This is a genomic window from Burkholderia stagnalis (assembly GCF_039848545.1).
GTDB lineage: Bacteria > Pseudomonadota > Gammaproteobacteria > Burkholderiales > Burkholderiaceae > Burkholderia > Burkholderia stagnalis.
This window is the reverse complement of sequence record NZ_CP156685.1, coordinates 286,034-310,145: the sequence shown is the minus strand read 5'-3', so window position 1 is coordinate 310,145 and position 24,112 is coordinate 286,034. Positions and strand designations below refer to the sequence as shown.

Annotated in this window: 19 protein-coding genes; 12 read left to right on the top strand and 7 right to left on the bottom strand. The window is 68.6% G+C overall.

The window, feature by feature from the left end; all coding sequences use genetic code 11:
• The first annotated feature begins 14 nt into the window (after positions 1-14).
• From ABFO07_RS01525 to ABFO07_RS01515, 3 genes are read left to right on the top strand one after another with little or no spacing between them, the layout of a single operon-like run.
• A complete protein-coding gene (locus tag ABFO07_RS01525) occupies positions 15-2,513 on the top strand; it encodes a tetratricopeptide repeat protein (RefSeq protein WP_347468636.1) in 2,499 nt (832 codons plus the stop codon).
• Positions 2,510-4,999, top strand: a complete 2,490-nt coding sequence (locus tag ABFO07_RS01520) for a tetratricopeptide repeat protein (protein WP_347468129.1) — start codon at positions 2,510-2,512, stop codon at positions 4,997-4,999. The genes ABFO07_RS01525 and ABFO07_RS01520 overlap by 4 nt, the downstream gene beginning before the upstream one ends.
• Positions 4,996-7,260, top strand: coding sequence for a tetratricopeptide repeat protein (locus ABFO07_RS01515; RefSeq protein ID WP_060149349.1), 2,265 nt, complete (start codon positions 4,996-4,998; stop codon positions 7,258-7,260). Before ABFO07_RS01520 ends, ABFO07_RS01515 begins: the two co-directional genes overlap by 4 nt.
• 180 nt (positions 7,261-7,440) lie before the next feature.
• Here ABFO07_RS01515 and ABFO07_RS01510 read toward each other — a convergent pair whose 3' ends face one another.
• The 3 genes from ABFO07_RS01510 to ABFO07_RS01500 all read right to left on the bottom strand — a co-directional run bounded on the left by ABFO07_RS01510 (position 7,441) and on the right by ABFO07_RS01500 (position 10,204).
• Positions 7,441-7,737 carry a flagellar protein FliT gene (locus tag ABFO07_RS01510; protein WP_059804283.1) on the bottom strand — a complete coding sequence of 99 codons (297 nt, stop codon included), beginning with the start codon at positions 7,735-7,737 and terminating at the stop codon, positions 7,441-7,443.
• 33 nt (positions 7,738-7,770) lie between these two features.
• On the bottom strand, positions 7,771-9,195 hold the full coding sequence (gene fliD / locus ABFO07_RS01505; RefSeq protein ID WP_059882172.1) for a flagellar filament capping protein FliD: 1,425 nt from the start codon (positions 9,193-9,195) through the stop codon (positions 7,771-7,773).
• A gap of 190 nt (positions 9,196-9,385) precedes the next feature.
• Positions 9,386-10,204 carry a flagellin domain-containing protein gene (locus tag ABFO07_RS01500; RefSeq protein ID WP_347468126.1) on the bottom strand — a complete coding sequence of 273 codons (819 nt, stop codon included), beginning with the start codon at positions 10,202-10,204 and terminating at the stop codon, positions 9,386-9,388.
• Positions 10,205-10,747: 543 nt separating this feature from the next.
• On the opposite strand from ABFO07_RS01500, the gene rpsU reads away from it, so the two are divergent.
• Positions 10,748-10,960: a 30S ribosomal protein S21 gene (gene rpsU, locus ABFO07_RS01495; protein WP_006401410.1), complete on the top strand. Its 213-nt coding sequence runs from the start codon at positions 10,748-10,750 to the stop codon at positions 10,958-10,960.
• A 184-nt stretch (positions 10,961-11,144) separates the two neighbouring features.
• Here the strand turns inward: rpsU and ABFO07_RS01490 are convergent, their stop codons facing one another.
• Positions 11,145-13,268 (bottom strand): TonB-dependent siderophore receptor, encoded by a 2,124-nt coding sequence (locus ABFO07_RS01490; protein ID WP_347468123.1) that lies wholly within the window; start codon positions 13,266-13,268, stop codon positions 11,145-11,147.
• Positions 13,269-13,505: 237 nt separating this feature from the next.
• Between ABFO07_RS01490 and ABFO07_RS01485 the strand changes: the two genes are divergently transcribed.
• On the top strand, positions 13,506-14,741 hold the full coding sequence (locus tag ABFO07_RS01485; protein WP_060161561.1) for a PepSY-associated TM helix domain-containing protein: 1,236 nt from the start codon (positions 13,506-13,508) through the stop codon (positions 14,739-14,741).
• Between the two features lie 24 nt (positions 14,742-14,765).
• On the opposite strand, the gene ABFO07_RS01480 is transcribed toward ABFO07_RS01485, so the two are convergent.
• On the bottom strand, positions 14,766-15,368 hold the full coding sequence (locus tag ABFO07_RS01480; RefSeq protein ID WP_059563931.1) for a DNA-3-methyladenine glycosylase I: 603 nt from the start codon (positions 15,366-15,368) through the stop codon (positions 14,766-14,768).
• A 143-nt stretch (positions 15,369-15,511) separates the two neighbouring features.
• On the opposite strand from ABFO07_RS01480, the gene ABFO07_RS01475 reads away from it, so the two are divergent.
• The gene (locus ABFO07_RS01475; protein WP_059882164.1) at positions 15,512-16,384 is read left to right on the top strand and encodes a BadF/BadG/BcrA/BcrD ATPase family protein; all 873 of its coding nucleotides are present in this window, start codon (positions 15,512-15,514) and stop codon (positions 16,382-16,384) included.
• Positions 16,385-16,918: 534 nt separating this feature from the next.
• Positions 16,919-17,743 carry a Cof-type HAD-IIB family hydrolase gene (locus ABFO07_RS01470; RefSeq protein ID WP_059923339.1) on the top strand — a complete coding sequence of 275 codons (825 nt, stop codon included), beginning with the start codon at positions 16,919-16,921 and terminating at the stop codon, positions 17,741-17,743.
• A gap of 100 nt (positions 17,744-17,843) precedes the next feature.
• Here ABFO07_RS01470 and aqpZ read toward each other — a convergent pair whose 3' ends face one another.
• Positions 17,844-18,587 (bottom strand): aquaporin Z, encoded by a 744-nt coding sequence (gene aqpZ / locus ABFO07_RS01465; protein ID WP_059804308.1) that lies wholly within the window; start codon positions 18,585-18,587, stop codon positions 17,844-17,846.
• A gap of 307 nt (positions 18,588-18,894) precedes the next feature.
• Between aqpZ and ABFO07_RS01460 the strand changes: the two genes are divergently transcribed.
• Positions 18,895-19,191: an H-NS histone family protein gene (locus tag ABFO07_RS01460; protein ID WP_017334900.1), complete on the top strand. Its 297-nt coding sequence runs from the start codon at positions 18,895-18,897 to the stop codon at positions 19,189-19,191.
• 150 nt (positions 19,192-19,341) lie between these two features.
• Here ABFO07_RS01460 and ABFO07_RS01455 read toward each other — a convergent pair whose 3' ends face one another.
• Complete coding sequence (locus ABFO07_RS01455) at positions 19,342-20,406, bottom strand: glycosyltransferase family 4 protein (protein ID WP_059906862.1); 1,065 nt, start codon at positions 20,404-20,406, stop codon at positions 19,342-19,344.
• 635 nt (positions 20,407-21,041) lie between these two features.
• On the opposite strand from ABFO07_RS01455, the gene flhD reads away from it, so the two are divergent.
• The 4 genes from flhD to motB all read left to right on the top strand — a co-directional run bounded on the left by flhD (position 21,042) and on the right by motB (position 24,099).
• Positions 21,042-21,362 carry a flagellar transcriptional regulator FlhD gene (gene flhD, locus ABFO07_RS01450; RefSeq protein ID WP_026045348.1) on the top strand — a complete coding sequence of 107 codons (321 nt, stop codon included), beginning with the start codon at positions 21,042-21,044 and terminating at the stop codon, positions 21,360-21,362.
• A 97-nt stretch (positions 21,363-21,459) separates the two neighbouring features.
• A complete protein-coding gene (gene flhC / locus ABFO07_RS01445) occupies positions 21,460-22,014 on the top strand; it encodes a flagellar transcriptional regulator FlhC (RefSeq protein WP_017334903.1) in 555 nt (184 codons plus the stop codon).
• Positions 22,015-22,193: 179 nt separating this feature from the next.
• Positions 22,194-23,054: a flagellar motor stator protein MotA gene (gene motA / locus ABFO07_RS01440; RefSeq protein WP_059563936.1), complete on the top strand. Its 861-nt coding sequence runs from the start codon at positions 22,194-22,196 to the stop codon at positions 23,052-23,054.
• 13 nt (positions 23,055-23,067) lie between these two features.
• The gene (motB, locus tag ABFO07_RS01435; RefSeq protein ID WP_059804312.1) at positions 23,068-24,099 is read left to right on the top strand and encodes a flagellar motor protein MotB; all 1,032 of its coding nucleotides are present in this window, start codon (positions 23,068-23,070) and stop codon (positions 24,097-24,099) included.
• Positions 24,100-24,112: the final 13 nt, after the last annotated feature.

The following is a 24,112-nucleotide window of genomic DNA, read 5'->3' as shown; positions in this document are numbered from 1 at the left end:
GCACGGCGAACGAGATGGACGGCATCGGGCAGACGTTGCAGGCGGCGCTCTCGCATCACCAGGCGGGGCGTCTCGCCGAAGCGAAGGCGCTGTACGACGCGATTCTCGCCGCGCAGCCGGGCCAGCCGGACGCGATGCACTTCCTCGGCCTGCTCGCGTGCCAGCTCAAGCAGTACGACGCGGGCATCGCGCTGATGGAGCGCTCGCTCGTCGCGCGGCCGGACGCGGCGTACTTCAACAACCTCGGCAACATGCTGCGCGAATGCGGGCGGCTCGACGACGCGATCGCGCACTACCGCCGCGCGGTGGCGCTGCGGCCGGACTATCCGGAGGCGCACAACAACCTCGGCAACGCGCTGCGCGATGCGCGCGACCCGGCGGCGGCGATGACGAGCTGCGCGCGCGCGATCGAGCTGCGCCCCGGCTACGCGGAGGCGTACAACAACCTCGGCAACGCGCTGCAGGACCTGGGCGAGCACGACGCGGCGGCCGCGAGCTACGGCAAGGCGGTCGCACATCACCCGCAGTACGCGGAGGCCTACAGCAACCTCGGCAACGTGCTGCGCGCGCAGGACAAGCTCGACGCGGCGGCCGACGCCTATCGCCGCGCGCTCGCGCTGCAGCCGGGCCTGCACGCCGCGCGTCACGGCCTGGGTCTCGTGCAGTGGTCGCAGGGTGCGCTGGACGAAGCCGTGAGCACGCTGCGCATCGCGGCGGAAAGCGGCGATGCGAGCGTCCACAACAATCTCGCCGGCCTGCTGCGCGACACCGGCGATCTCGACGGCGCCGCTGCGCACTACGGCCGGGCGATCGAGCTGGACGCGTCGATGGCGGTCGCCCACGCGAACCTCAGCGGCGTGCGCCGCCGGCAGATGCGCTACGCGGAGGCGCTCGCGCACGCGCTGGACGCGATCCGGCTCGCGCCGAACCTCGCCGACGCGCACAACAACGCAGGCAACGCGTATCACGGGCTGGAGCGGCTCGACGACGCCGAGGCCAGTTATCGCACGGCCGTCGCGCTGAACCCGGCCGACGCCGGCGCGTGCCACAATCTGTCGGTCGTGCTGCTGAAGCTGAACCGGCTCGACGAAGCGCTCGCGTTTTGCCGGCGCGCGCTGGACGCCGGCGCGCCCACCGTGTCGATGTACGTCAACCTCGGCGACATCCTGCGTGCGCAGGGCAACGTCGACGCGGCGGTCCCTGCGTATCGCGACGCGCTTGCGCTGGTGCGCGACGACGCCGGCGACGACGCGGCGGAAGTGCTGGGCCGGCTGCTGTTCAGCGCGGCGGCGTCCGCGTGCGTGAGCCCCGCCGATTACCTGGAAGACGCGCGGCGCTACGGCCGGCACCTGGCCGCGCGTTCGACGCGCTACGTGCACGATCCGCGCGAGCGGGCCGCGCGCGCGCAAGGGCGGCCGCTGCGCGTCGGCTTCGTGTCGGGCGACCTGCGCCAGCACCCGGTCGGCATCTTCCTGGAAAGCGTGCTCGTGTACCTTGATCGCACGCGCATCGACCTGCGCGTGTACGTGACGGTGGACGAGGAAGACGCGATCACCGCGCGGCTGAAGCCGCACGCGTGCGGCTGGCGCTCGATCGCGGGGCTCTCCCCGGCCGCGGCCGCGCGGATGATCCATGACGACGGCATCGACGTCCTCGTCGACCTGGCCGGCCATACGCAGGCGAGCGGGCTCGCCGTGTTCGGCTGGAAGCCCGCGCCGGTGCAGGCGAGCTGGCTCGGCTTCTTCGCGTCGACCGGCTGCGACGCGATCGACTATTTCATCGGCGATGCGCATACGTTGCCGGCCGACGAGGCGCACCACTTCGTCGAGAAACCTTGGCGGCTGCCGGACAGCTGGCTGTGCTTCACGCCGCCGCCGTACGACGTCGAGGTCGGCCCGCTGCCGATGGCGGCGCGCGGCTATCCGACGTTCGGCTGCTTCGGCAAGCTCGTGAAGATCGGCGACGACGTCGTGCGCACCTGGTCGCGGCTGCTGCATGACCTGCCGGAGTCGCGGCTGCTGCTCAAGGCGCAGGAGCTCGACCGCGCGAGCGTGCGCGACGCGACGATCGCGCGCTTCGCGCGGCACGGCATCGACGCGGCCCGGCTCGAATTCGAGGGCGCAACGCCGCGCGCCGAGTATTTCACCGCGTACAACCGCATCGACGTCGCGCTGAGCCCGTTCCCGTACCCGGGCGGCACGACCACCGCCGAGGCGCTGTGGATGGGCGTGCCGGTGCTCGGCATGAAGGGCGGCCGGTTCGTCACGCACATCTGCGAAAGCCTGCTGCACGCGGCGGGCATGGGCGACTGGATTGCCGACGACGAGGACGCTTACGTCGCGAAGGCGATTGCCGCGGTGCACGACCGCGAGCGGCTCGCCGCGCTGCGCGCCGGGCTGCGTGCGCAGCTGCTCGCGTCGCCGCTGTGCGACGCGCGACGGTTCGCGGCGCATCTCGAAGCGGCGTTCCTCGGTATGTGGCAACGCTATACAGAGACGACAAACGAAGCATGAACGATATCCTCGACACGCTGCAGGCGGCGCTCGCGCATCATCAGGCAGGGCGTCTCGCGGAAGCGAAGGCGCAGTACGACGCGATTCTCGCCGCGCAGCCGGGCCAGCCGGACGCGATGCACTTCCTCGGCCTGCTCGCGTGCCAGCTCAAGCAGTACGACGCGGGCATCGCGCTGATGGAGCGCTCGCTCGTCGCGCGGCCGGACGCGGCGTACTTCAACAACCTCGGCAACATGCTGCGCGAATGCGGGCGGCTCGACGACGCGATCGCGCACTACCGCCGTGCGGTGGCGTTGCGGCCGGATTATCCGGAGGCGCACAACAACCTCGGCAACGCGCTGCGCGATGCGCGCGACCCGGCGGCGGCGATGACGAGCTGCGCGCGCGCGATCGAGCTGCGCCCCGGCTACGCGGAGGCGTACAACAACCTCGGCAACGCGCTGCAGGACCTGGGCGAGCACGACGCGGCGGCCGCGAGCTACGGCAAGGCGATCGCGCACCACCCGCAGTACGCGCAGGCGTACAGCAACCTCGGCAGCGTGCTGCGCGCGCAGGACAAGCTCGACGCGGCGGCCGACGCCTATCGCCGCGCGCTCGAACTGCAGCCCGGGCTTCGCGTCGCGCACCAGGGGCTGAGCGCGACGCTGATCGCAGCCGGCGATCCGCACGGCGCGGTCGAGCATGCGCGCGCGGGGCTCGACCCGCACGACGCGGATGCACACTACGTGCTCGGCAAATTGCTGCGCGGCATGAACGATTTCGACAACGCGGGCAAGCTGTTCGAGCAGGCGGTCGCGATCGACCCGGCGCATGCGCCGGCGTGGGCCCGGCTCGGCGAACTGCGCGGCCAGCAGGGCGAATACGAGCAGTCGGTGCAGCTGTGCCGGCGCGCGATCGAGCTCGATCCCGAGCTGGCCGACGCGTACAACTTCCTCGGCCTCGCGTATCACAACCTCGACCGGCTGGCCGCCGCGGAGCTGAGCCACCGGCACGCGATCGACCTGAACCCCGACGACGCCGACGCGCATCACAACCTCGCCGCCGTGCTGTTCCGGCTCGACAAGCTCGACGACGCGATGAAGCATTCCGGGATCGCGCGCGACCTCGGCATCGATCCCGTGAAGATCCAGCTGACGCTCGGCGACATCCTGTGGGCGAAACGCGATTTCGCCGGCGCGGTGGACGCGTTCCGCGTGGCGATCGACCACGACCCGCATCGCGCCTACGCGCGGCTGATGTTCAACATGTCGAGCTCGCCTGCGTTCGAGCCAGAAGAGTGGATCGCGGAAGCGCGCCGCTACGGCGAATATCTCGCGCGCGACGCGGTCCCGTTCGAACACGACCGCGAAGCGCGCGTCGCGCAGGCGCGGGGGCGGCCGCTGCGCGTCGGCTTCGTGTCGGGCGACCTGCGCCAGCACCCGGTCGGCATCTTCCTGGAAAGCGTGCTCGCGCGGCTCGACCGCTCGCGCATCGAGCCGCACGCATACGTGACCTTCGTCGTCGAGGACGACGTGACCGCGCGGCTCAAGCCCGGCTTCGCGAGCTGGAACAAGCTGACCTGCATGAGCCGCGAGCAGGCCGCGCGGATGATCCACGACGACGGCATCGACATCCTGATCGACATGGCCGGCCACACCAACTGGAGCGGCGTGCCGATCTTCGGGCACAAGCCCGCGCCGGTGCAGGCGAGCTGGCTCGGTTTCTTCGCGACCACCGGCTGCGGCGCGATCGACTATTTCATCGGCGATGCGCATACGCTGCCGGCCGACGAGGCGCACCACTTCGTCGAGAAGCCTTGGCGGCTGCCGGACAGCTACCTGTGCTTCACGCCGCCGCCGTACGACGTCGAGGTCGGCCCGCTGCCGATGGCGGCCAACGGCGGCGTCACGTTCGGCTGCTTCGGCAAGCTGACCAAGGTCAGCGACGACGTCGTCGCGCTGTGGTCGCGCATCCTGCATGCGCTGCCGGACGCGCGCCTGATGCTGAAGGCGTTCGAGTTCGGCACCGGCGACCTGAATCAGGCGACGCTCGAGCGCTTCGCGCGGCACGGCGTCGGCGCGGACCGGCTGATCCTCGAGGGCGGCTCGCCGCGTGCGGAATACTTCGGCGCGTACAACCGCATCGACATTGCGCTGAGCCCGTTCCCGTACCCGGGCGGCACGACCACCGCCGAGGCGCTGTGGATGGGCGTGCCGGTGATCGGGATGAAGGGCGGCCGGTTCGTCACGCACATCTGCGAAAGCCTGCTGCACGCGGCGGGCATGGGCGACTGGATCGCGGACGACGAAGCGGCATACCTGGAGAAGGCGGTCGCGTTCGCGCGCGACCGGGAGCGGCTGGCGACGCTGCGGGCGACCCTGCGCGAGCGCACGCTGGCGTCGCCGCTGTGCGATGCGGCACGCTTCGCGCGCAACCTCGAGGATGCGCTGCACGGCATGTGGGACGTCTACGCGACGGGTGATGCGCCCGCCGGGGGCGCGCGATGAGCGAAATCGCCCGGCAGCTGGACGCGGCGCTCGCGCATCACCAGGCCGGCCGCCTGGCCGATGCGCGCGAGTTGTACGAGGCGATTCGCCGCAGCGAGCCCGACCAGCCCGACGCAACGCATTTCCTCGGCCTGCTTGCCTGCCAGCTCGGCCAGTTTCCCGCCGGCATCGCATTGATGGAGCGGTCGATCGCGCTGCGCGCCGAGCCGGTCTACCTGAACAATTTCGGCAACATGCTGCGCGCGCACGGCCGGCTCGACGACGCGATCGCGGCCTACCGGCGCGCGGTCGCGCTGATGCCCGCCTACGCGGAGGCGCACAGCAACCTCGGCAATGCGCTGTGCGACGCGGGCGATCCGGACGCCGCGATGCTGAGCTGCGCGCAGGCGCTCGAATTGCGCCCCGATTACGCGCAGGCGTACAACAATCTCGGCAACGCGCTGCGCGACAAGAACGCGCTCGACGCCGCCGCGCGCGCCTACGACAAGGCGATCGCGCTCGAACCCGCCTATGCGGACGCGCACTACAACCGCGGCAACGTGTTTCGCGTGCAAGGCCGGCTCGACGACGCGGTGCGCTGCTACCGGCGCGCGGTCGAGCTGCAGCCGCACCTGTACCAGGCGCATCACAGCCTCGGGGTCGTGCTGTTCGAGCGCGACGAGCTCGCGCCGGCGATCGAGAGCCTGACGCGCGCGTCGCAGGGCGGCAGCGCCGAAGTCCTGCTCAGCCTGGCCGCCGCGTTCGACCGCGCGGGCGATCTCGAGAGCGCCGCGGCGAGCCTGCGGCGCGCGATCGCCGCGGCGCCCGACCGCGCCGAGCTGCATCACCATCTGGCGCAGGTGCTGGTGCGGCAGGGCAAGCGGCCGGAAGCGCTCGAAAGCTGCCGGATCGCGCTCGCGCTGCCGGGCCAGACCGCGCACATGCATGCCGTGTCCGCGGAAATTCTCTGTACGCTGTGGCACTTCGAGGCCGGGCTCGCAAGCTACGATCGCGCGATCGAGCTCGATCCGTCCTATGCCGGCGCGCACTCGGGCCGCCTGTTCTACCAGGCCAGCATCGAGTGCTGCCCGCCCGCGCAGCTGCTCGACCATGCGATGCAATTCGGCGCGCGGATGGCGGAACGGGCGTCGCCGCGGCGGCACGCGCCGCGCGCGGCCGGCGGGCGGACGCTGCGCGTCGGCCTCGTGTCCGGCGACCTGCGCTCGCATCCGGTCACGGTGTTCCTGCTGGCCGTGGCGGCGGCGCTGGATCCGTCGAAGGTCGTGCTCGCCGCGTACGCGACGCAGTCGCGCGAGGACGACACCACGGCCGCGCTGAAGCGGCACTGCGCGATCTGGCGCGACATCACCGCGCTCGACGACGAGGCCGCGGCGGACCTGATCGCCGGCGACGGCATCGACATCCTGATCGACCTGAGCGGCCACACGTCGTTGAACCGCCTGCCGCTGTTCGCGTGGAAGCCCGCGCCGGTGCAGGCGACCTGGCTCGGCTATTTCGCGACGACCGGCATCGCCGAGATCGACTACATCATCGGCGACCGCCACGTGCTGCCGGCCGGCGAGGAGACGCACTTCGTCGAGCGGCCGTGGCGGCTGCCGGACAGCTATCTGTGCTTCACGCCGCCGCAGCAGCCGCTTGCCGTCGAGCCGCTGCCGGCCGCCGGCAACGGCGTCGTGACGTTCGGCAGCCTCAACAACGCGAACAAGCTCGGCGACGCGGTGATCGCGCTGTGGGCCCGCGTGCTGCATGCGGTGCCGGGGTCGCGCCTGCTGCTCAAATCGCCGCAGCTCGACGAGGCGGCGCTGCGCGTGAGCCTGGCCGCACGGTTCGCCGCGCACGGCATCGACGCGCAGCGCCTGCCGATGCGCGGCGGCTCGACGCGGCTCGCGCACCTGAGCGCGTTCAACGACATCGATATCGCGCTCGACCCGTTCCCGTATCCGGGCGGCACGACGAGCCTGGAAGGGCTGTGGATGGGCGTGCCGCTGGTCACGCGGCGCGGCGGGCGGTTCCTGTCGCACATCGGCGAGAGCATCCTGCATACGCTCGACATGCCGGAATGGATTGCGCAGGACGACGACGACTATGTCGCGAAGGCGGCGGCATTCGCGAGCGACCTGCCGCGGCTCGCGGCGGTGCGCGCGGGGCTGCGGGAGCGCCTGCTGCGCTCGCCGCTGTGCGATGCGCCGCGTTTTGCCCGTCACCTGGAAACGGCGTTCGCGCAGATGGTCGACGCGGCCGTCGAACGCGCGGAGCGGTAACGGGCGGCGTGCAGGCAAGGGTGACGCGCGACGCGATCGCGCGGCCCGGCCGGCGGCATTCCGCGAAGAACCAAAAAAAAAGCCGCATTGAAGCGGCTCGACGGTAAGGCGACAACGCGCTCCGCTCGACTGGCGGCGTCTTGTTGTTCGAAAGGCGCGGCGCCCGAAGCGCCGGGCCGGTCACAGCATGCCGGTCGTCTGGTACAGGCTCGCGGCCTTGATCCGGTCGCGAGACTGCGCAAATTCCGCGCTCAGACGCTCCCGGTCCTCATGGGCCTGCTCCGTGATCGACGCGTCGATCGCCATGATCTGCCGGAGCAGGTCCAGCGCGTCCGGCGCCTGGTCGCTGGACAGGCCCATCAGCAGCGGCGAGCGTTCGTCGGCGAGGGCGGCGACGCGCACCCAGTCGCGCGCGTCGGTCGCCGACTGCATCGCGCGGGTCAGGTCGAGGGCGCGGGACAGGGTGGCGGTCGTCATGGTTCGGCTCCGAGGGGGCGGTGCGGCGGGCGCTTACTTGTTGGTGGCGAGCGCGCCGGCGCTGTTCTGGCCGCCGAACAGCTGGGTCAGATACTTCGTGTTGTTCGCCATCGTCGCCATCAGCGTGTTCAGCGCGGTGAACTGCGCGTTGTACTGCTTCGTCAGCTGGGCCGCGTAGGTCGACAGCTGGGTCTGCTGACTCGTCAGGTTCGCCACGTCCGCGTTGATCGCCTTGGTGCGCTGGTCGATCAGGCCGTTCGTCTGCGTGTAGCCGGTGATCAGCGAATTGAGCGTCTTGCCGATGCCGTTGGTCGTGTTGAAGATCGCCGACACCGCCGAGTTGTTCGACGTGAGAGCCGTGGTCAGGGTGGCGGTGTCGACCTTCAGCGAACCGTCCGCGTTCAGGTTGATGCCGACGGAGGCGAGCGAATAGGTCTTGCCGCCCGTCGTGACGCCGCTGCTGAGCGCCGTCGCGAGCGTGTTCTGGATCGAGGTCAGCATCGAGTCGCCGAGCAGCGGGCCGGCGTTCGACGTCGTCGGATCGTAGGACGACAGCTGTTTCGCGGTGGTCACGAAGTTGCTGTACGCGGTCGCGAAATTGTTGATCGCGGTCGTCATCGCGGACGTGTCCTGCGACAGCGTGATCGTCTGCGGCGTGTTGAGCGCGAGGGTGCCCGGCGCCAGGGTCAGCGTGACGCCCGTCAGCGCGCCCGACACGCTGTTCGACGCGCTCGTGACCGGCGTGCCGTCGATCGTCAGCTTCGCGTCGGCGGCCGGCGTGGTGGTCGCGTAGCCCGACGTCAGCTTCGAATTGACGCCCGCGCCCGTGATCGCGATGGTATTGGCTGCGCCGGTCTGGTTCGATTGCAGCACGAGGTGCTGGCCGTCCGAGCCCGTGACGACCGACGCGGTGACGCCCGGATTGCCCGACGCGGCGTTGATCGACGACGCGATGTCGGACAGCGCTGCGCCGGCCGACACGTTGACGTTGAACGCGGGGTTGCTGCCGTACGTGATGCTCAGCGAGCCGGCCGTGATCGCATCGGACGACGTGAGGCCGGCCGACGTCAGCTTGTTGGCGGACGCGAACTGCGAGACATTGACCTGGTACGAGCCCGCCACGGCGCCGCTGCCGCTCTTGATCGTCGTCGTGATGCCGGTGCCGCTCGCCGTCGCGGCGAGGCTCGAGAGCGTGCTGCCGTTCGACAGGCCGGTGATCGCGGTCTGCAGCGCGGACAGGGCGGACTTCAGCTGGCCGATCGCCGTCAGTTGGGTGTTGTCGGTGGTCAGCTTGCCATTGAGGATGGCCGCTTGTCCTGCCGTCTTCGACTGAACCATCGTCGTCACGAGCGAATTGACGTCGAGCGTCGAATTGGTCGAGCCGCTGATGAGCGATTGCCCGGCCTGGGCCAGGATGCTGCTGATATCCGCGCTGCTGACGGGGGTGGTAGTAGTCATGCCGTTGCTCCGGTCGTCCGCGCAATCAACGCGCGCGATGCGGCGGGTGGCCGCGGTTCAATGCAAAGAGGGAGGCATGCCTCCCTGGAGAATTCGTGTCGGGGCTGTTGCGGCGGCGTCGCGTGCGGCATGGCGACGCCGCCGAGCCCGGAGGCGGGCGGGCGAACTGCCCGCCGCGCGTGCTTCTCGATTAGCCGAGGAGCTTCAGGACTTGCTGCGGCATCGAGTTCGCTTGCGCCAGAACCGAGATGCCTGCTTGCTGCAGCACTTGCGCCTTGCTCAGGTTCGCCGTTTCCGTCGCGAAGTCCGCGTCGGTGATCTGCGAGCGAGCTGCGCTCATGTTGGTTGCCTGGGTTTGCGTCGTCGAGATGGCAGCCGAGAACGTGTTCTGTGCTGCGCCCAGCTGTGCCTGGAACGTGTTGACTTGCTTCAGTGCCGCGTCGATCGACGTGAGTGCCGACTGAGCTGCCGTCTGGTCGCTGACGCTCAGGGTGTTCACGCTCATGCCCGAGCTGTTCCACACCGTGCCGCCGAAGTTGACGGCGACGGTCTGGTTCGCTGCCGCGCCGATCTGGAACGTGACGTTGCCGGCCGCGCTCAGGATGGTCTGGCTGTTGAACGTCGTTTGCGTCGCGACACGGTCGATTTCGCCGAGACGCGTCGTCACTTCAGCTTGCAGGTTCGCACGTGCGCCCGAATCCAGCGAGCCGTCGCCCGATTGCTGTGCCAGAACGCGGATGCGTTGCAGGTTGTCGATCGTCGATTGCAGCGCGCCGTTGGCGGTCTGGATCATCGAGATGCCGTTGTTCGCGTTTGCCACGCCTTGCGTCAGCGCGTTGATCGCTGCCGTTTGCGACGTCGAGATCGCGAGGCCTGCCGCGTCGTCAGCTGCGGTGTTGATGCGCTTGCCCGACGACAGGCGGTTGATTGCCTGCGACAGCGCGTTTTGCGTGCCCGACAGGTTCGTCTGCGTCGACAGCGACAGGATGTTGGTGTTGATGTTCAGCATTTGCTTCCTCGTTTGGGAAAACGCCTGTGTGAGGCAGGTTTTCAATCTCGGCGTCGCGCTTATCGCGAGTTGCGCTGGCCGCCTTTCCTGGTTGACGGCGGCACCCGGCGAAAACTTTAGAGGGTTGATCGATGAAATTCGGGACGGAAGCTCGAGCGGCCCCGCGGATCGCGCGCGACGCCAAGGCCGGCGGGCGTGCCGGCCGGTGCGGGCCGCCGGCCCGCGCAAGGCCCCGACCGGCCGCGGCTGTCGCGCGGCGGCGGCGGGATCACGAAAAGGGTGGTTTTGTCTGTGATTCCCTGCTATGATGGCGGGCTGAATTGAGATTTTCTGTCACGCCTGTTGCCGTTACGGCATCTCTGCTGGCAGTCAAACGCGGCGCTGCACGCGGCTGTGAAGCGTACTCGCGGTGCTTTCCGCCTCTCTTTTCCGGCCTCCGAGGCCGTATTTCCGCTCGTTTCGCCTGTTGTGGGAACGCCCGGATGGCCGGTGCGTGGCGCTTGGCCGCTACGTTTTTGACCGTTTAAGCAATTTAGGAACGACATGACGACGATTCTTCTGAAAGAAAACGAGCCGTTCGAAGTGGCGATTCGCCGCTTTCGTCGCGCTATCGAAAAAAATGGCCTGATCGCTGAACTGCGCGAGCGCCAGTCTTACGAAAAGCCGACCGCAGTCCGCAAGCGCAAGAAGGCAGCTGCCGTCAAGCGCCTGCACAAGCGCCTGCGCAGCCAGATGCTGCCGAAGAAGCTCCACTAAAAGCTTCCCCGGTTCGCCGCGAAACGGCGGAGCGTGCTTCGAAAGAAGCCGCTCCGCCGTTTTGCTTTTTGCGCGCCGTTAGGGCCGGCGCAAGCCCGTTATTAAATTAGCGTGAACAGGCCCTGGGGCGCCGTCCGGGCGGCGGGCAGCGGCGAGGCCGCGCCGCCCGCTGCCCGCAACGCCGTCAGAAGTCGAGCTTCGCGCTCACGCTCACCGTGCGCGGGTCGCCCGGCTTCACGTAGCCCGCGTACTGGAATTCCCAGTAGCGGCGGTTCAGCAGGTTATCGATCGACGCCCGCAGCGTGAGCTCGCGGCCGCCGATGCGGGTCAGGTAGCTCGCGCCCGCGTTGACGACGAGGAAGCCCGGCGCGTCGATGCCGCCGGCCGCGCGCAGCGGCGTCGCGCCCGTGAATTTCGCGTCGGCGCCGAGCGTGAGGCCCGGCACGCCCGGCACCGCATAGCCGAGCTTGCCGGCCACGACGAAGCGCGGCGCGCCCGCGACGCGGTTGCCGTTGTTGGCGGCACCCTTCGCATACCACGCGTCGAGCAGCATCACGTCGAGGCCCGCGTTCCAGTGCTTGCCGAGCTGCGCAGTCGCGCCGAGCTCGATCCCCTGGAACACCGATTCGCCGTCCTGCACATACACGTTCGCGGCGTTCGCGTATTCCGCGCGGCGCTCGATGCGGAACAGCGCGGCCGTCGCGCTCCAGCGTGCATGCTCGCTCTTGATGCCCACTTCGTATTGCTTGCTGCGCAGCGGCTTGAGCACGACGCCCGCGTTCGCGTAGATGTCGTTGACGCGGCTGCCCGGTTCGAGCGATTCGACGTAGCTCGCGTACGCGGTGGTGGTCGGCGCGATCCTGAACATCACGGCGAAGGTTGGCGTCACGACGCCGTTCTGGCTGTAGCCGGGGTTCTCGCCGCCGGTCGGCTTGAACGAGGTCTGCTCGTAGTTCATGTAGCGCGCGCCGGCGAGTACCGACCAGCGCTCGGTGAGCGCGACGGTGTCGCTCGCGAACAGCGATTTCTGCGTGATCTCGCTGTCGCGGTACTGGACGATGCCGTGCGGGCTTTCGAAGCGATACGGGTTCGGCGAGTAAATATTGCCGGCGCCGAGCGACTGGAACACGCTGTTCGTCGAATAGTCGTTCGCCTGCTTCTGCCAGGACGCGCCGAGCACGATCTGGTGGCTGAACGGGCCCGTGCGCACCTTGCCTTCGAGCATCGCCTGCCACTGGCTGAAGCGGTGGTCCTCCATCCCCACGTAGCGGCTGTCGGTGTAGTCGCCGGCCGCGTTCCGCAGGTACAGCGTGCTCTCGTTGCGCCGGCGCGTCGCCTTGCTGTAGCTGTAGGTCGTGCTGAGCTGCCAGTCGGGCGCGAGCTGGTACTGCACGCCGAACGTGTAGAGCTGCAGGTTCGTGTTCAGGTACTGGTCGTTGCTGCCGAGGTTCGTCGTGCCGCCGCTCAGCGTCGCCGGCAGCGCGCTGCCCGTGTAGCTGCCCATGTAGATCGACGGCGTCTGGCCCGTCGTGCGGCGATCCTGGTACAGCGCGTCGAACGTGACCGACAGGTCGCGCGTCAGGTTCGCCTGCAGCGCCAGCGAGACGCTGTCGCGGCGGATGTTGCCGTCGTTGTAGGTCTTGCCTTCCTCGTGCGTCGCGTTCAGCCGCGCGCCGAACATCCCGTTCGGCCCGAAGCGCTGGCCGAGGTCGGCGTGCTCGGCCCAGATGCCGGTGCTGCGATAGCCGATGTCGACGCTGCGCACCGGCGTCGCGCCCGGCTGCTTCGTCACGTAGTTGACCATGCCGCCGGGCGTCGCGAAGCCGTACATGAAGCCGCCGAGCCCCTTCAGCAGCTCGACGCGTTCGAGCTGCTCGTACGGCATCGTGATGCCATACGCGACGAACGGCAGGCCGTTGATCTTGTAGCCGTTCTGCCAGTCGAGCTGCATCCCGCGCACGGTCGTGTAGCTGGCCCACGCGCCGTACGCGCCGCTGTTGTCGGACACCGACGCGTCGCCCGCGAACACGTCGCCGAGCTTGTACGGCCGGCGCGCCTCGAGTTCGTCGCTGGTCACGATCGTCGTCGAAAATGGCGTGTCGAGCTGGCGGCGCGACCCGAGCGCGCCGCTCGAGATTTCATCGCGCAAGTGCTGCGGCGAATCGTGCGTGGCCGTGATGTCGAGGGCCGGCAGGGTGGCGGCGCCGGCGGGCGCTTCGTCGGCGCGGGCGAGCGACGCCGCGCAGAACGCGAGGGCGGCGGCCAGCCGGAGCGGATGGGCGGAACAGCGGATCAGGCGGTCGGTCATTGTGCAAGTTCAAAGAACGATAGTGCGAATCATTCTCATTACGTTAAAATGTCGCGCATCGTATCAAAACCCGTTGGCTCCGCAACAATTCCATGACGATTGCAAGGACATCCGGCCGCGCCGCGCGCGGGCGGGGCGCATGCATCCGATGGCTTTCTCGACCACACCCATGACCAGCCTTCCGACGATGATCCGGGCCGGCGCGCGTGCGCGCCGCCCGCTTTTGCGCGGTGCGCGATGAACGCGGTGCTGCGGCCTGTGCTGGTGCGCCTGCACCGCTGGTGCGGTCTCGCGATCGCGCTGTTTCTGTTCGTCGCGGGGCTGACCGGCGCGCTGATCGCGTGGGATCACGAACTCGACGCGCAGCTGAATCCCGATTTCTACGTGGCGCGCGGCAGCGGCGCGGCGCTTTCCGCGCTGGCGCTCGCGAGCCGGATCGAGGCGGCCGATCCGCGCGTGCAGGTCACCTATCTGCCGCTCGGCGTCGAGCCCGGCCGGACGCTGCAGGCCGGCGTCGTGCCGCGCGTCGACCCGGCCACCGGGCAGCCGGCGGCGCTCGACTTCAACCAGATCGCGATCGACCCGGCCACGGGCACCGTGCAGGGCCGCCGCGAGTGGGGTGCGCTGTCGCTGGCGCGGCTCGACCTGATGCCGTTCATCTACCGGCTGCACTACACGCTGTTCCTGCCGGTGCGCGGCGGCGTGAATCTCGGGTTCTGGACCATGGGCATCGTCGGCATCGTCTGGGCGCTCGATTGCCTGATCGCGCTGGTGCTGGCCTTTCCGAGCGTGAAAAGCTGGCGCAAGTCGTTCGCGTTTCGCGTGCGGCGCGGCGGCTATCCGCTCGTGTTCGACCTGCACCGGTCGGGCGGCGTGTGGGTGTGGGGGCTGCTGCTCGTCGTTGCGGTCACGTCGGTGTCGATGAATCTCTCCAACGAGGTAGTGCGCCCGCTCGTCGCGCGGTTCTCGCCGCTGGCCGCGACGCCGTACACGAACCCCGAGCGGTTCCCGCCCGCGCCGGCGGGCAGCGTGACGCTGCCGCGCGAACGGATCGTCGAGATCGCGCGCGCGGCGGGGCGCGACGCGGGCTTTGCCGCGCCGCCCGGCGCGCTGCTGTTCGTGCCGGCGATGAATGTCTATGCGGTCGGCTACTTCACGCCCGGCAACGACCACGGCGACGTCGGGCTCGGCAACGCATGGCTGTACTGGAACGCCGTGACCGGCAAGCCGGTGGCCGCCCAGGTGCCGGGGCGCGGCTCGGCCGGCGACCTGTTCATGCAGGCGCAGTTCCCGCTGCACTCCGGGCGGATCGCGGGCGTGGCGGGCCGCGCGGCCGTCAGCGCGCTCGGGATCGTGATCGCGATGCTCGGCGTGACGGGTGTCTGGATCTGGCTGAAGAAGCGTGCGGGGCGGGTGCGTGCGGCGCGCAATGCGCGGGCGGCTGCGTTGGCTGGGCCGGCTGCATCGCGCTGAGCGGCCCGTCGCGCCGCGTTCCGGCTAGCGCGCGCGTTTCGCGCGCGCCGGCTGCTTGCCGCCGAGCGCCGCGCACTGCGCGCGGCACGGGCAGCCGAGTTCGTGATCGTTGATCATGCCGGTGGCCTGCATCAGCGCGTAGCAGATCGTCGAGCCGACGAACTTGCAGCCGTATGCCTTCAGCGCCTTGCTGAGCGCGTCGGAGCGCTCGGTCGACGCGGGCGCGTCGCGATACGACTCCCATGCGTTCTGGATCGGCGCGTGGTCGACGAACGACCACATGAACGCGGCGAGCGAGCCGTGTTCGTCGCGAATCCGCTGCACGGCCCGCGCGTTGGCCACCGCGGCTTCCACCTTCGCGCGATTGCGCACGATGCCGGGATCCTCGAGCAGCTTGTCGATGCGCTTCGGCGTGAAGCGCGCGACCGCGTCGACGTCGAAATCGGCGAACGCGGCGCGGTAGCCGGCGCGCTTGTTCAGGATCGTCGACCACGACAGCCCGGCCTGCGCGCCTTCCAGGATCAGCATCTCGAACAGATGACGGTCGTCGTGAGACGGCACGCCCCACTCGGTATCGTGATAGTGAGCGTCCGCCTCCGTCTTCACCCAGTTGCACCGCTGCGCCATCGTCTGCCTCGCTTCCCATGTCGATTCGATCGCGCCAGCATAGCGGAAGCACCGGCGCGCGGCAAAGCCGGCCGAACGGCAGATGGGCGCGCGGCGCCGATCCGGTTAAGCTTGGCGCCTGTTCGAATCGGCAGGATGAAGTGATGACGGAAATTCTTTACGCGATCGGCATCGACGGCGGCGGCACCGGCACCCGCGCGGTGCTGGCGGATCGGCAGGGCCGCGAGCTCGCGCAAGGGCGCGGCGGCCCGTCGGGGCTCGGCCTCGGCATCGAGCGCGCGTGGGCGTCGATCGGGGTCGCGTGCGCGGACGCATTCACCCAGGCGGGCATCGCGTTCGACTGGTCGCGCTGCGCGCTCGGCTGCGGGCTGGCGGGCGTGAACAACGCGGGCTGGCTCGCGGCGTTTCGCGCGCAGGCGCCGCTCGATGCGCTGGCGGTCGAAAGCGATGCCTACACGACGGTCGTCGGCGCGCACGGCGGCGCGCCGGGGCTCATCGTCGCGCTCGGCACCGGCAGCATCGCGGCGGCGCTCGATGCGGCCGGCGCGTGCCGGATCGCGGGCGGCTTCGGCTTTCCGTCGGGCGACGAGGCAAGCGGCGCGTGGCTCGGCATGCGCGCGCTCGCGTACGCGCAGCAGGCGCTCGACGGCCGCGCGCCGCGCGACGCGTTCGCCGGTGCGCTGCTCGCCGAGACCGGCGCCGCGGATCGCGACGCGCTCGTCGCATGGTCGTGCGACGCGAACCAGACGGCCTATGCGCGCCTCGCGCCGCTTGTGTTCGCGCACCGCACGCATCCGTATGCGGCGGCGCTGATCGCGCAGGCGGGCGACGAGATCGGCAAGATGATCGATGCGCTCGATCCGCTGCACGCGCTGCCGGTTGCGCTATGCGGCGGGCTGGCCGACGCGCTCGCGCCCGCGGTGCCCGCGCGCCATGCGGCACGGCTGCGCGCGCCGCTCGAGGATTCCGCGCACGGTGCGCTGCGCCTCGCGCTGGCGGTGGCCGGCGGCGCTTGAGCGGCGCGGGTGCGCCACGGGTGCGGCACACGCGCTGCCCGTCGGTGCGCCCGCCGTGCTGGGGTCCGCGCGAGGCCGGCCGGTGCGGCGGTGCGGCCCCGGCTCTTCGACTCCTCGGCTCTCCGGCTCTCCGGCTCTCTGGCTCTCTGGCTCTCTGGCTCTCTGGCTCTCTGGCTCTCTGGCTCTCTGGCTCTCCGGCTCTCCGGCTCTCCGGCTCTCCGGCTCTCCGGCTCTCCGGCTCTCCGGCTCTCCGGCTCTCCGGCTCTCCGGCTCTCTGGCTCTCCGGCTCTCTGGCTCTCTGGCTCTCCGGCTCTCCGGCTCTCCGGCTCTCCGGCTCTCCGGCTCTCCGGCTCTCCGACTCTCCGGCTCTCCGGCTCTCCGACTCTCCGACTCCCCGACTCCCCGACTCCCCGACTCCCCGGCTCCCCGGCTCCTCGGCTCCCCCGCCCCCGATCCTGACAACCGCCCGACGCCGCCCGGAGCGCGACGCTAGAATGGCGGTTCCGCTGAGCCACCCGCGTCCTACTCCGTCCCATGTACAAAGCCATCGCCACCGATCTCGACGGCACCCTGCTGAACAGTGATCACCAGCTCGATCCGTACACGATCGAGACCGTCCGCCGTCTCGACCGCGACGGCCTGCAGTTCATCATCGCGACCGGGCGCCACTATGCGGACGTCGCGGGCATTCGCGACCTGCTCGGCATCCGGCCGTACCTGATCACGTCGAACGGCGCGCGCGTGCATGCGCCCGACGATACGACGATCCACGCGCAGGACATCGATCCGGCGATCGTCCGCCGCCTCGTGCAGCCCGACATCGTCGGCGCGCACGGCCGCGTGATCGTCAACCTGTTCGCGGATCACGGCTGGCTGATCGACCGCGACGCGCCGCACCTGCTCGATTTCCACCAGGATTCGGGTTTCCGCTACGACGTGATCGACATGGCCGCGCATGCGGGCTCGGACATCGCGAAGGTGCTGTACATCGGTGAGCCGGCGGACCTAGCGGTCGTGTCCGAACGGTTGCACGCGCAATTCGGCGACGCGCTGTACGTGACGTACTCGCTGCCCGACTGTCTCGAGGTGATGGCGGCGAACGTGTCGAAGGGCCGCGCGCTGCGCGCGGTGCTCGGGCGGATCGGTGTCGAAACGGGCCACTGCATCGCGTTCGGCGACAACATGAACGACATCGACCTGCTCGAAACCGCGGGCCACGCGTTCATGATGAACAACGCGAACCCCGATCTCGTCGCGCGCCTGCCGCACATTCCGCGGATCGGCAACAACTTCGACGCGGGCGTCGCGCGCCACCTGCGCACGCTGTTCGCGCTCGACGGCGGCGTGGCCGCGCGCTGAATGAAAAACGGGCGCCGATGGCGCCCGTCGAAACTGCCTGCCTCGATTTTCTTCGACAGCGTGAGGCTCGCTGCTCCTGCCCGCTTGACCCCGTAGTGTGTTATTCGCTTGTGCGGGCGGATGCCGGCGGCAGCAGGTCGAGGGCGTTGTCGCGCCCCGTGACCAGCGGGTAGACGATTCCGGCGATGGCCGCGCCGATCAGCGGCGCAACCCAGAACAGCCACAGCTGCCCGATCGCCTCGCCGCCGACGAACAGCGCCGGGCCGGTCGAGCGGGCCGGGTTCACCGACGTGTTGGTGACCGGAATCGAAATCAGGTGGATCAGCGTCAGGCACAGGCCGATCGCGATTGGCGCGAAGCCGGCCGGCGCGCGCTTGTCGGTCGCGCCGAGAATCACGAACAGGAAGAACGCGGTCATCACGACTTCGCAGATGAACGCCGCGCCGAGCGCGTAATGGCCGGGCGAGCGCTCGCCGAAGCCGTTCGTCGCGAAGCCGCTGCCCACCACGTCGAAGCCCGGCTTGCCGGTCGCGATCAGGTACAGCACGAATGCGCCGAGCGTCGCGCCGACCACTTGCGCGACGATGTACGGCGCGAGGTCGCGCGCCGGGAAGCGGCCGGCGACCGTCAGGCCGACGCTCACCGCCGGATTCAGATGGCACCCCGAAATATGTCCGATCGCGAATGCCATCGTCAGCACGGTGAGGCCGAACGCGAGCGCGACGCCAGCGAAGCCGATGCCGAGGCCCGGAAAGGCCGCGGCGAGCACGGCGCTGCCGCAGCCGCCGAGCACCAGCCAGAAGGTGCCGAAGAGCTCTGCCGCAAGGCGCTGAGAAAGATTCATGCAGGTGTTCCCGTTCAAATGAAATGGAGGGGGAAGGTGGCATCGGGATCGACGTCATATCCCGGAATTGGTCTGGATTATAGGAAATGAAGCGGGGCCGAGAGGGTCAACGATTGTTAAATTCGGATGGCTGACGAACGGCTTTTATTAGAATAAGCCCGCATTCTCGATATAGCCGTTTCGGTTAAGAATACGGGCATTTATTTCAACGGGCACGGTGGCAGTGCGGATTGCGTAACGGATGCTTTGTGTCTAGGCTGGAATTGCCGGGGCCGCATCATGGGCATCATGAAACAGGGAGCTGAAAATGTCTCAATACGCGAAACTCAAGGCGCAGATCGCCGATTTGCAGGCTCAGGCGGATGACGTGCGTCGTCAGGAAGTCGAGGCGGTGATCGCCGAAGTGCAGCGGGTGATTGCCGAATACGGCCTGACCGCCCAGGATCTCGGATTCGCCGAGCGCGCGCGGCGCGGCCGGCCGCCGAAAAAGGCGCCGCTGCCGCCGAAATACCGCGACCCGAAGTCGGGCGCCACCTGGAGTGGCCGCGGCAAGCCGCCGAATTGGATCGTCGGCAAAAACCGCGACCGGTTTCTGATCGAATAAGCGAACCGGGAAACGAAAAGAGCCGCATCGACGATGCGGCTCTTTTGCTTTTCGCGGCCGATTTCGGCGCGCATTTCGCGGCTCGTTTCCGGCCTGTTTCCAGGCCGCTGCCGCGCTGTTTTCGCGCGGTTTCCCGGCGAATTTGCGGCTTTAGCCGCCCGCCGCGCGGCGCAATGCCGGCTGCCGGGTTGCCGCGCAAAGCGTTTCGTAAGTATCGACGTAGCGCTGCGCCATGGCCTTCGCGCTGAAGCGGGTATCGAAACGCGCGCGGATCGCGTCGCGCGACAGGCTGTCGATCCGGTGCAGCGCGCCGACCGCGCCCTGCACGTCCTCGACGATGAACCCGGTCACGCCGTCCTCGATCACCTCCGGCACCGAGCCGCGGTTGAATGCGACCACCGGCGTGCCGCACGCCATCGCCTCGATCATCACCAGGCCGAACGGCTCCGGCCAGTCGATCGGAAACAGCAGCGCCTTCGCGCCGGACAGGAACGCGGGCTTTTGCGCCTCGTTGATTTCTCCGATGAATTCGACGTGCGCCTCGCCCAGCAGCGGCTCGATCACGTCCTTGAAGTAGTCGGCGTCGGCCTTGTCGACCTTCGCGGCGATCTTCAGCGGCAGCCCGCTCTGCGCAGCGATCCGGATGGCGGTGTCGACGCGCTTCTCCGGGCAGATTCGTCCGAGGAACGCGAGGTACTCGGGCTTCACGTCCGGCTGCGGCTTGAGCAGCGTGTCGGGCAGCCCGTGGTACACGGTGCCGGCCCACGCGGCCTGCGGCAGCGGCTTGCGCTGCGAATCGGAGATCGACACCACCGGGGCATCGGGGAACGCGTCGAACACCGGCTGCAGCTCGGGCAGGTCGAGCCGCCCGTGCAGCGTCGTCACGTACGGCGTGTCGAGGCGCGACATCAGCGGGAACGGCAGGTAGTCGAGGTGGAAGTGCAGCACGTCGAACTCGTGCGCGACGCGCGCCACGTGCTCGAGCAGCCGCATATGGGGGGCGATCGAATCGCGGATCGACGGATCGAGCCGCAGCGCGCGCGGCCAGGCCGCCTCGAGGCGGGCGGACGTGACCGAGTCGCCGCTGGCGAACAGCGTGACGTCATGGCCGAGTTCGACGAGGGCTTCGGTGAGATAGGACACGACACGCTCGGTGCCGCCGTAGAGCTTCGGGGGGACGGCTTCGTAGAGCGGCGCGATCTGGGCAATGCGCATGGGCGATCTCCTGTGTCGGTCGCGGGCCGGCGCTGACGCACCTGTTCCGATCCCGTACGAGGTTGCATGAGGGGCGGGACTTGCCGAAACACGCGGTTGGCGGGGCGTGGCCGGGCGCCGGGGCCGGCGTCCGTACGGCAAGCTGCGGGGGGGCGGGCCGACACGTGTCGCGCTGCCCATTGAAGTCCATTATCGGGATCGGCCGGCGGGGTTCGAGTGTTTTTTCAAACACTTAAGGCTTGTTACACGCTGAAATACGCGTGAAAGGCGATGCCCGGGGTTGAAAAAGGCGGTGGCGCAGAATGTGAGATGGCCAAGACTATTGTTGCGCCTGCGTGAAAAAGCACTATAATTTTTACCGATCCACGCGCCGGACCCCTCGTCTACCGGCCCTCCGCGGCATTCAGCCGCGTCATTTCGGCCTCCAGCCTTTCAATTTGCTTTGTCAGAAAAATTCCTACACGGTTTACAGACAAATCCTGCATGGCGCACGCCATTTCGCTGATACCGGCATAAAACCCGTTTGGCCAAAATTCGGCTGTAAGACTATAAACGTGCCGAATCGGGGCCACGAGCCATGCGATCGAGCAAACGTTTTCATAACACAAATGGCCGAAGTTCTTAACGGGGAAATCATGAGCGCTACAAGCGAAATGCTCAGTGAGATCAAAGAGGTGAACCTGTCGTACCTCCTGCTCGCCCAGCGCCTGCTGCGCGAGGACAAAGCGATGGGCATGTTCCGCATGGGCATTTCCGAGGAACTGGCCGACGTGCTCGGCAACCTGACGCTCGCGCAGACCGTGAAGCTCGCAGCGTCGAACCAGATGCTGTGCCGCTTCCGCTTCGACGATCACGCACTGCTGTCGTCGCTCGCGGACAAGGGCCGCAGCGCAGTCGTCTCGAACGCCCATTCGGCGATCCTGATGGCCGGCCAGCCGGTCGAAAGCGTCCGCTGACGCGTCCCGCCCTGCGTTCGTCCCGGTGCCTCGCGCACCGTCGGGCGGCGCATCGGCGATTCCATCCGAAGCAACGACACGCGGACAGCTATCAACTATGGCAAGCAAAAGCGTCGTGGTCGAGGTGAAGGAAATCACCCTCGCCATCGAACTGATCGAACTGGGCGCCCGGCTGCAGTTGCTGGAGGCGGAGACGAGCCTGTCGCGGGATCGTCTGATCAAGCTGTACAAGGAGTTGAAGGGCGTGTCGCCGCCGAAGGGGATGCTGCCGTTCTCCACCGACTGGTTCATGACGTGGCAGCCGAACATCCACTCGTCGCTGTTCTACAACATCTACCGGTTCATGCAGGACCACGGCCGCTGCGAGCCGATCCAGTCGATCGTGAAGGCGTACCGGCTCTACCTGGAGCACGTGAACCTGTCCGGCGACGAGGCGGCGCTGAGCCTCACGCGCGCGTGGACGCTCGTGCGCTTCTTCGATTCGGGGATGCTGCAGATGACCCCGTGCACGCGCTGCGGCGGCCACTTCGTCGCGCATGCGCATGATCCGCATCAAGGTTTCGTCTGCGGCCTGTGCCAGCCGCCGTCGCGCGCGGGCAAGACCCGCAAGGCGGCCGCCGCGCAGGCGGAACGGGCGGCGATGGCGCTCTGAGCCTCGCCGGGCCGGGCCCGGGCGGCGGCGCGGCGGGGGCGGCAGCGATGCGCGACACGGCGCGTACTGCTGGTAAACACCGTCGGGCGGCCGGCGCGCGGCGCTCAAAGTTTTCCTGCCGACTGCCGTAAACCACTTAACGGCGGTCTCCCCGCCGGCCATTCGTGAGGGACAGGGCAGTGCTGATTATCGTGGGAACACTCGTGACGATTTTGTCCGTCTTCGGCGGTTACGCGCTGGCAGGCGGGCATCTGGGCGCCTTGATCCAGCCGATCGAAATTCTGATGATCGTCGGCGCGGGCGTGGGCGCGTTCATCCTCGGCAACGGCATGAAGACCATCAAGGCGACCTTGCAAGTGCTGCCGACGCTCTTCAAGGGCTCGAAGTACAACAAGGACGTCTACATGGAGCTGATGGGGCTCCTGTACGTGCTGCTCGCGAAGGCGCGCAAGGAAGGCACGCTGACGCTCGAGGCCGACATCGACGATCCGGACAAGAGCCCGATCTTCACGCAATACCCGAAGATCCTCGCCGATCGCCACATCGTCGAATTCCTGACCGACTACCTGCGCCTGATGGTGGGCGGCAACATGAACGCGTTCGAGATCGAGAGCCTGATGGACGAGGAGATCGAGACGCATCACACGGAAGGCGAAGGCCCCGCGCACGCGCTGATGCGCGTCGGCGACGCGATGCCGGCGTTCGGCATCGTCGCGGCGGTGATGGGCGTCGTGCACACGATGGCCTCCGCCGACAAGCCGCCTGCGGTGCTCGGCGCGATGATCGCGCAGGCGCTGGTCGGCACGTTCCTCGGCATCCTGCTGTCGTACGGCCTGATCGGGCCGCTCGCGAGCGTCGCGGAGCAGCGCGTGGCCGAGTCGACCAAGATGTTCCAGTGCATCAAGGTGACGATCCTCGCGAGCCTGAACGGCTACGCGCCGGCGATCGCGGTCGAGTTCGGCCGCAAGGTGCTGTTCTCGACCGAGCGGCCGTCGTTCGCCGAGCTCGAAGAGCACGTGCGCCGCGTGAAGGCGAAGTGACGCGGAGCCCCAGATGAGCAAGAGCAAGGATCGCGCAATCGTCGTCAAGCGGGTGGCCCCGGCGAAGAAGGGCCACCACGGCGGCGCCTGGAAGCTCGCGTACGCGGACTTCATGACCGCGATGATGGCGTTCTTCCTGCTGATGTGGCTGCTGAGCTCGGTCACGCCGGTGCAGCTCAAGGGGATCGCCGAATACTTCAACACGCCGCTGAAGGCCGCGCTGTTCGGCAGCGGCGATCGCAGCGCGCAGGATTCGAGCATCCTCAACGGCGGCGGGCGCGACATCTCCAGCATCGACGCGGGCACGACGCGCCGCACCGACGGCTCGACGAGCCTCGCGGACCGCGTCGCGAAGAAGAACGACGAGAATGCGCAATCGCAGGCGCAGGGCGCGATCGAGCGCCGCGAGCAGGCGCGCCTGCACGACCTGCAGATCAAGCTGATGGCCGCGATCGAGGCGAACCCGACGCTGCGCCAGTTCAAGCAGCAGATCCGCATCGATTCGACGCTGATGGGCCTGCGCATCGAGATCGTCGATTCGCAGAAGCGGCCGATGTTCGCGATGTCGAGCGACCACGTCGAGCCGTACATGCGCGACATCCTGCGCGAGATCGGCAAGACCCTCAACGACGTGCCGAACCGCATCATCGTGCAGGGCCACACCGACGCGGTGGCGTATGCGGGCGGCGAAGGCGGCTACAGCAACTGGGAGCTGTCCGCCGACCGCGCGAACGCGTCGCGCCGCGAGCTGATCGCCGGCGGCATGGACGAGGCGAAAGTGCTGCGCGTGCTCGGCCTCGCGTCGACGCAGAACCTGAACAAGGCCGATCCGCTCGATCCGGAAAACCGCCGGATCAGCGTGATCGTGCTGAACCGCAAATCCGAAGACGCGCTGATGCGCGACGACGCGACGACGACCACGCTGTCGGCCGACGCGGCGGGCTCGAAGCAGCTTGCCCAGCAGCTGGCCGCCCCGGCGCCGGCGGCTGTGCGCCCGGCGCTCGCCCCATCCGTCGCGCCCGCCGCGTCCGCGCCGCGACCCTGATGATCCCGAGACA

Bases quoted from the DNA above. Each gene is read 5' to 3' on its own strand.
- ABFO07_RS01525 (WP_347468636.1), top strand. From the start codon at position 15: ATGGACGGCATCGGGCAGACGTTGCAGGCGGCGCTCTCGCATCACCAG.
- ABFO07_RS01520 (WP_347468129.1), top strand. From the start codon at position 2,510: ATGAACGATATCCTCGACACGCTGCAGGCGGCGCTCGCGCATCATCAG.
- ABFO07_RS01515 (WP_060149349.1), top strand. From the start codon at position 4,996: ATGAGCGAAATCGCCCGGCAGCTGGACGCGGCGCTCGCGCATCACCAG.
- ABFO07_RS01510 (WP_059804283.1), bottom strand. From the start codon at position 7,737: ATGACGACCGCCACCCTGTCCCGCGCCCTCGACCTGACCCGCGCGATG.
- fliD (WP_059882172.1), bottom strand. From the start codon at position 9,195: ATGACTACTACCACCCCCGTCAGCAGCGCGGATATCAGCAGCATCCTG.
- ABFO07_RS01500 (WP_347468126.1), bottom strand. From the start codon at position 10,204: ATGCTGAACATCAACACCAACATCCTGTCGCTGTCGACGCAGACGAAC.
- rpsU (WP_006401410.1), top strand. From the start codon at position 10,748: ATGACGACGATTCTTCTGAAAGAAAACGAGCCGTTCGAAGTGGCGATT.
- ABFO07_RS01490 (WP_347468123.1), bottom strand. From the start codon at position 13,268: ATGACCGACCGCCTGATCCGCTGTTCCGCCCATCCGCTCCGGCTGGCC.
- ABFO07_RS01485 (WP_060161561.1), top strand. From the start codon at position 13,506: ATGAACGCGGTGCTGCGGCCTGTGCTGGTGCGCCTGCACCGCTGGTGC.
- ABFO07_RS01480 (WP_059563931.1), bottom strand. From the start codon at position 15,368: ATGGCGCAGCGGTGCAACTGGGTGAAGACGGAGGCGGACGCTCACTAT.
- ABFO07_RS01475 (WP_059882164.1), top strand. From the start codon at position 15,512: ATGACGGAAATTCTTTACGCGATCGGCATCGACGGCGGCGGCACCGGC.
- ABFO07_RS01470 (WP_059923339.1), top strand. From the start codon at position 16,919: ATGTACAAAGCCATCGCCACCGATCTCGACGGCACCCTGCTGAACAGT.
- aqpZ (WP_059804308.1), bottom strand. From the start codon at position 18,587: ATGAATCTTTCTCAGCGCCTTGCGGCAGAGCTCTTCGGCACCTTCTGG.
- ABFO07_RS01460 (WP_017334900.1), top strand. From the start codon at position 18,895: ATGTCTCAATACGCGAAACTCAAGGCGCAGATCGCCGATTTGCAGGCT.
- ABFO07_RS01455 (WP_059906862.1), bottom strand. From the start codon at position 20,406: ATGCGCATTGCCCAGATCGCGCCGCTCTACGAAGCCGTCCCCCCGAAG.
- flhD (WP_026045348.1), top strand. From the start codon at position 21,042: ATGAGCGCTACAAGCGAAATGCTCAGTGAGATCAAAGAGGTGAACCTG.
- flhC (WP_017334903.1), top strand. From the start codon at position 21,460: ATGGCAAGCAAAAGCGTCGTGGTCGAGGTGAAGGAAATCACCCTCGCC.
- motB (WP_059804312.1), top strand. From the start codon at position 23,068: ATGAGCAAGAGCAAGGATCGCGCAATCGTCGTCAAGCGGGTGGCCCCG.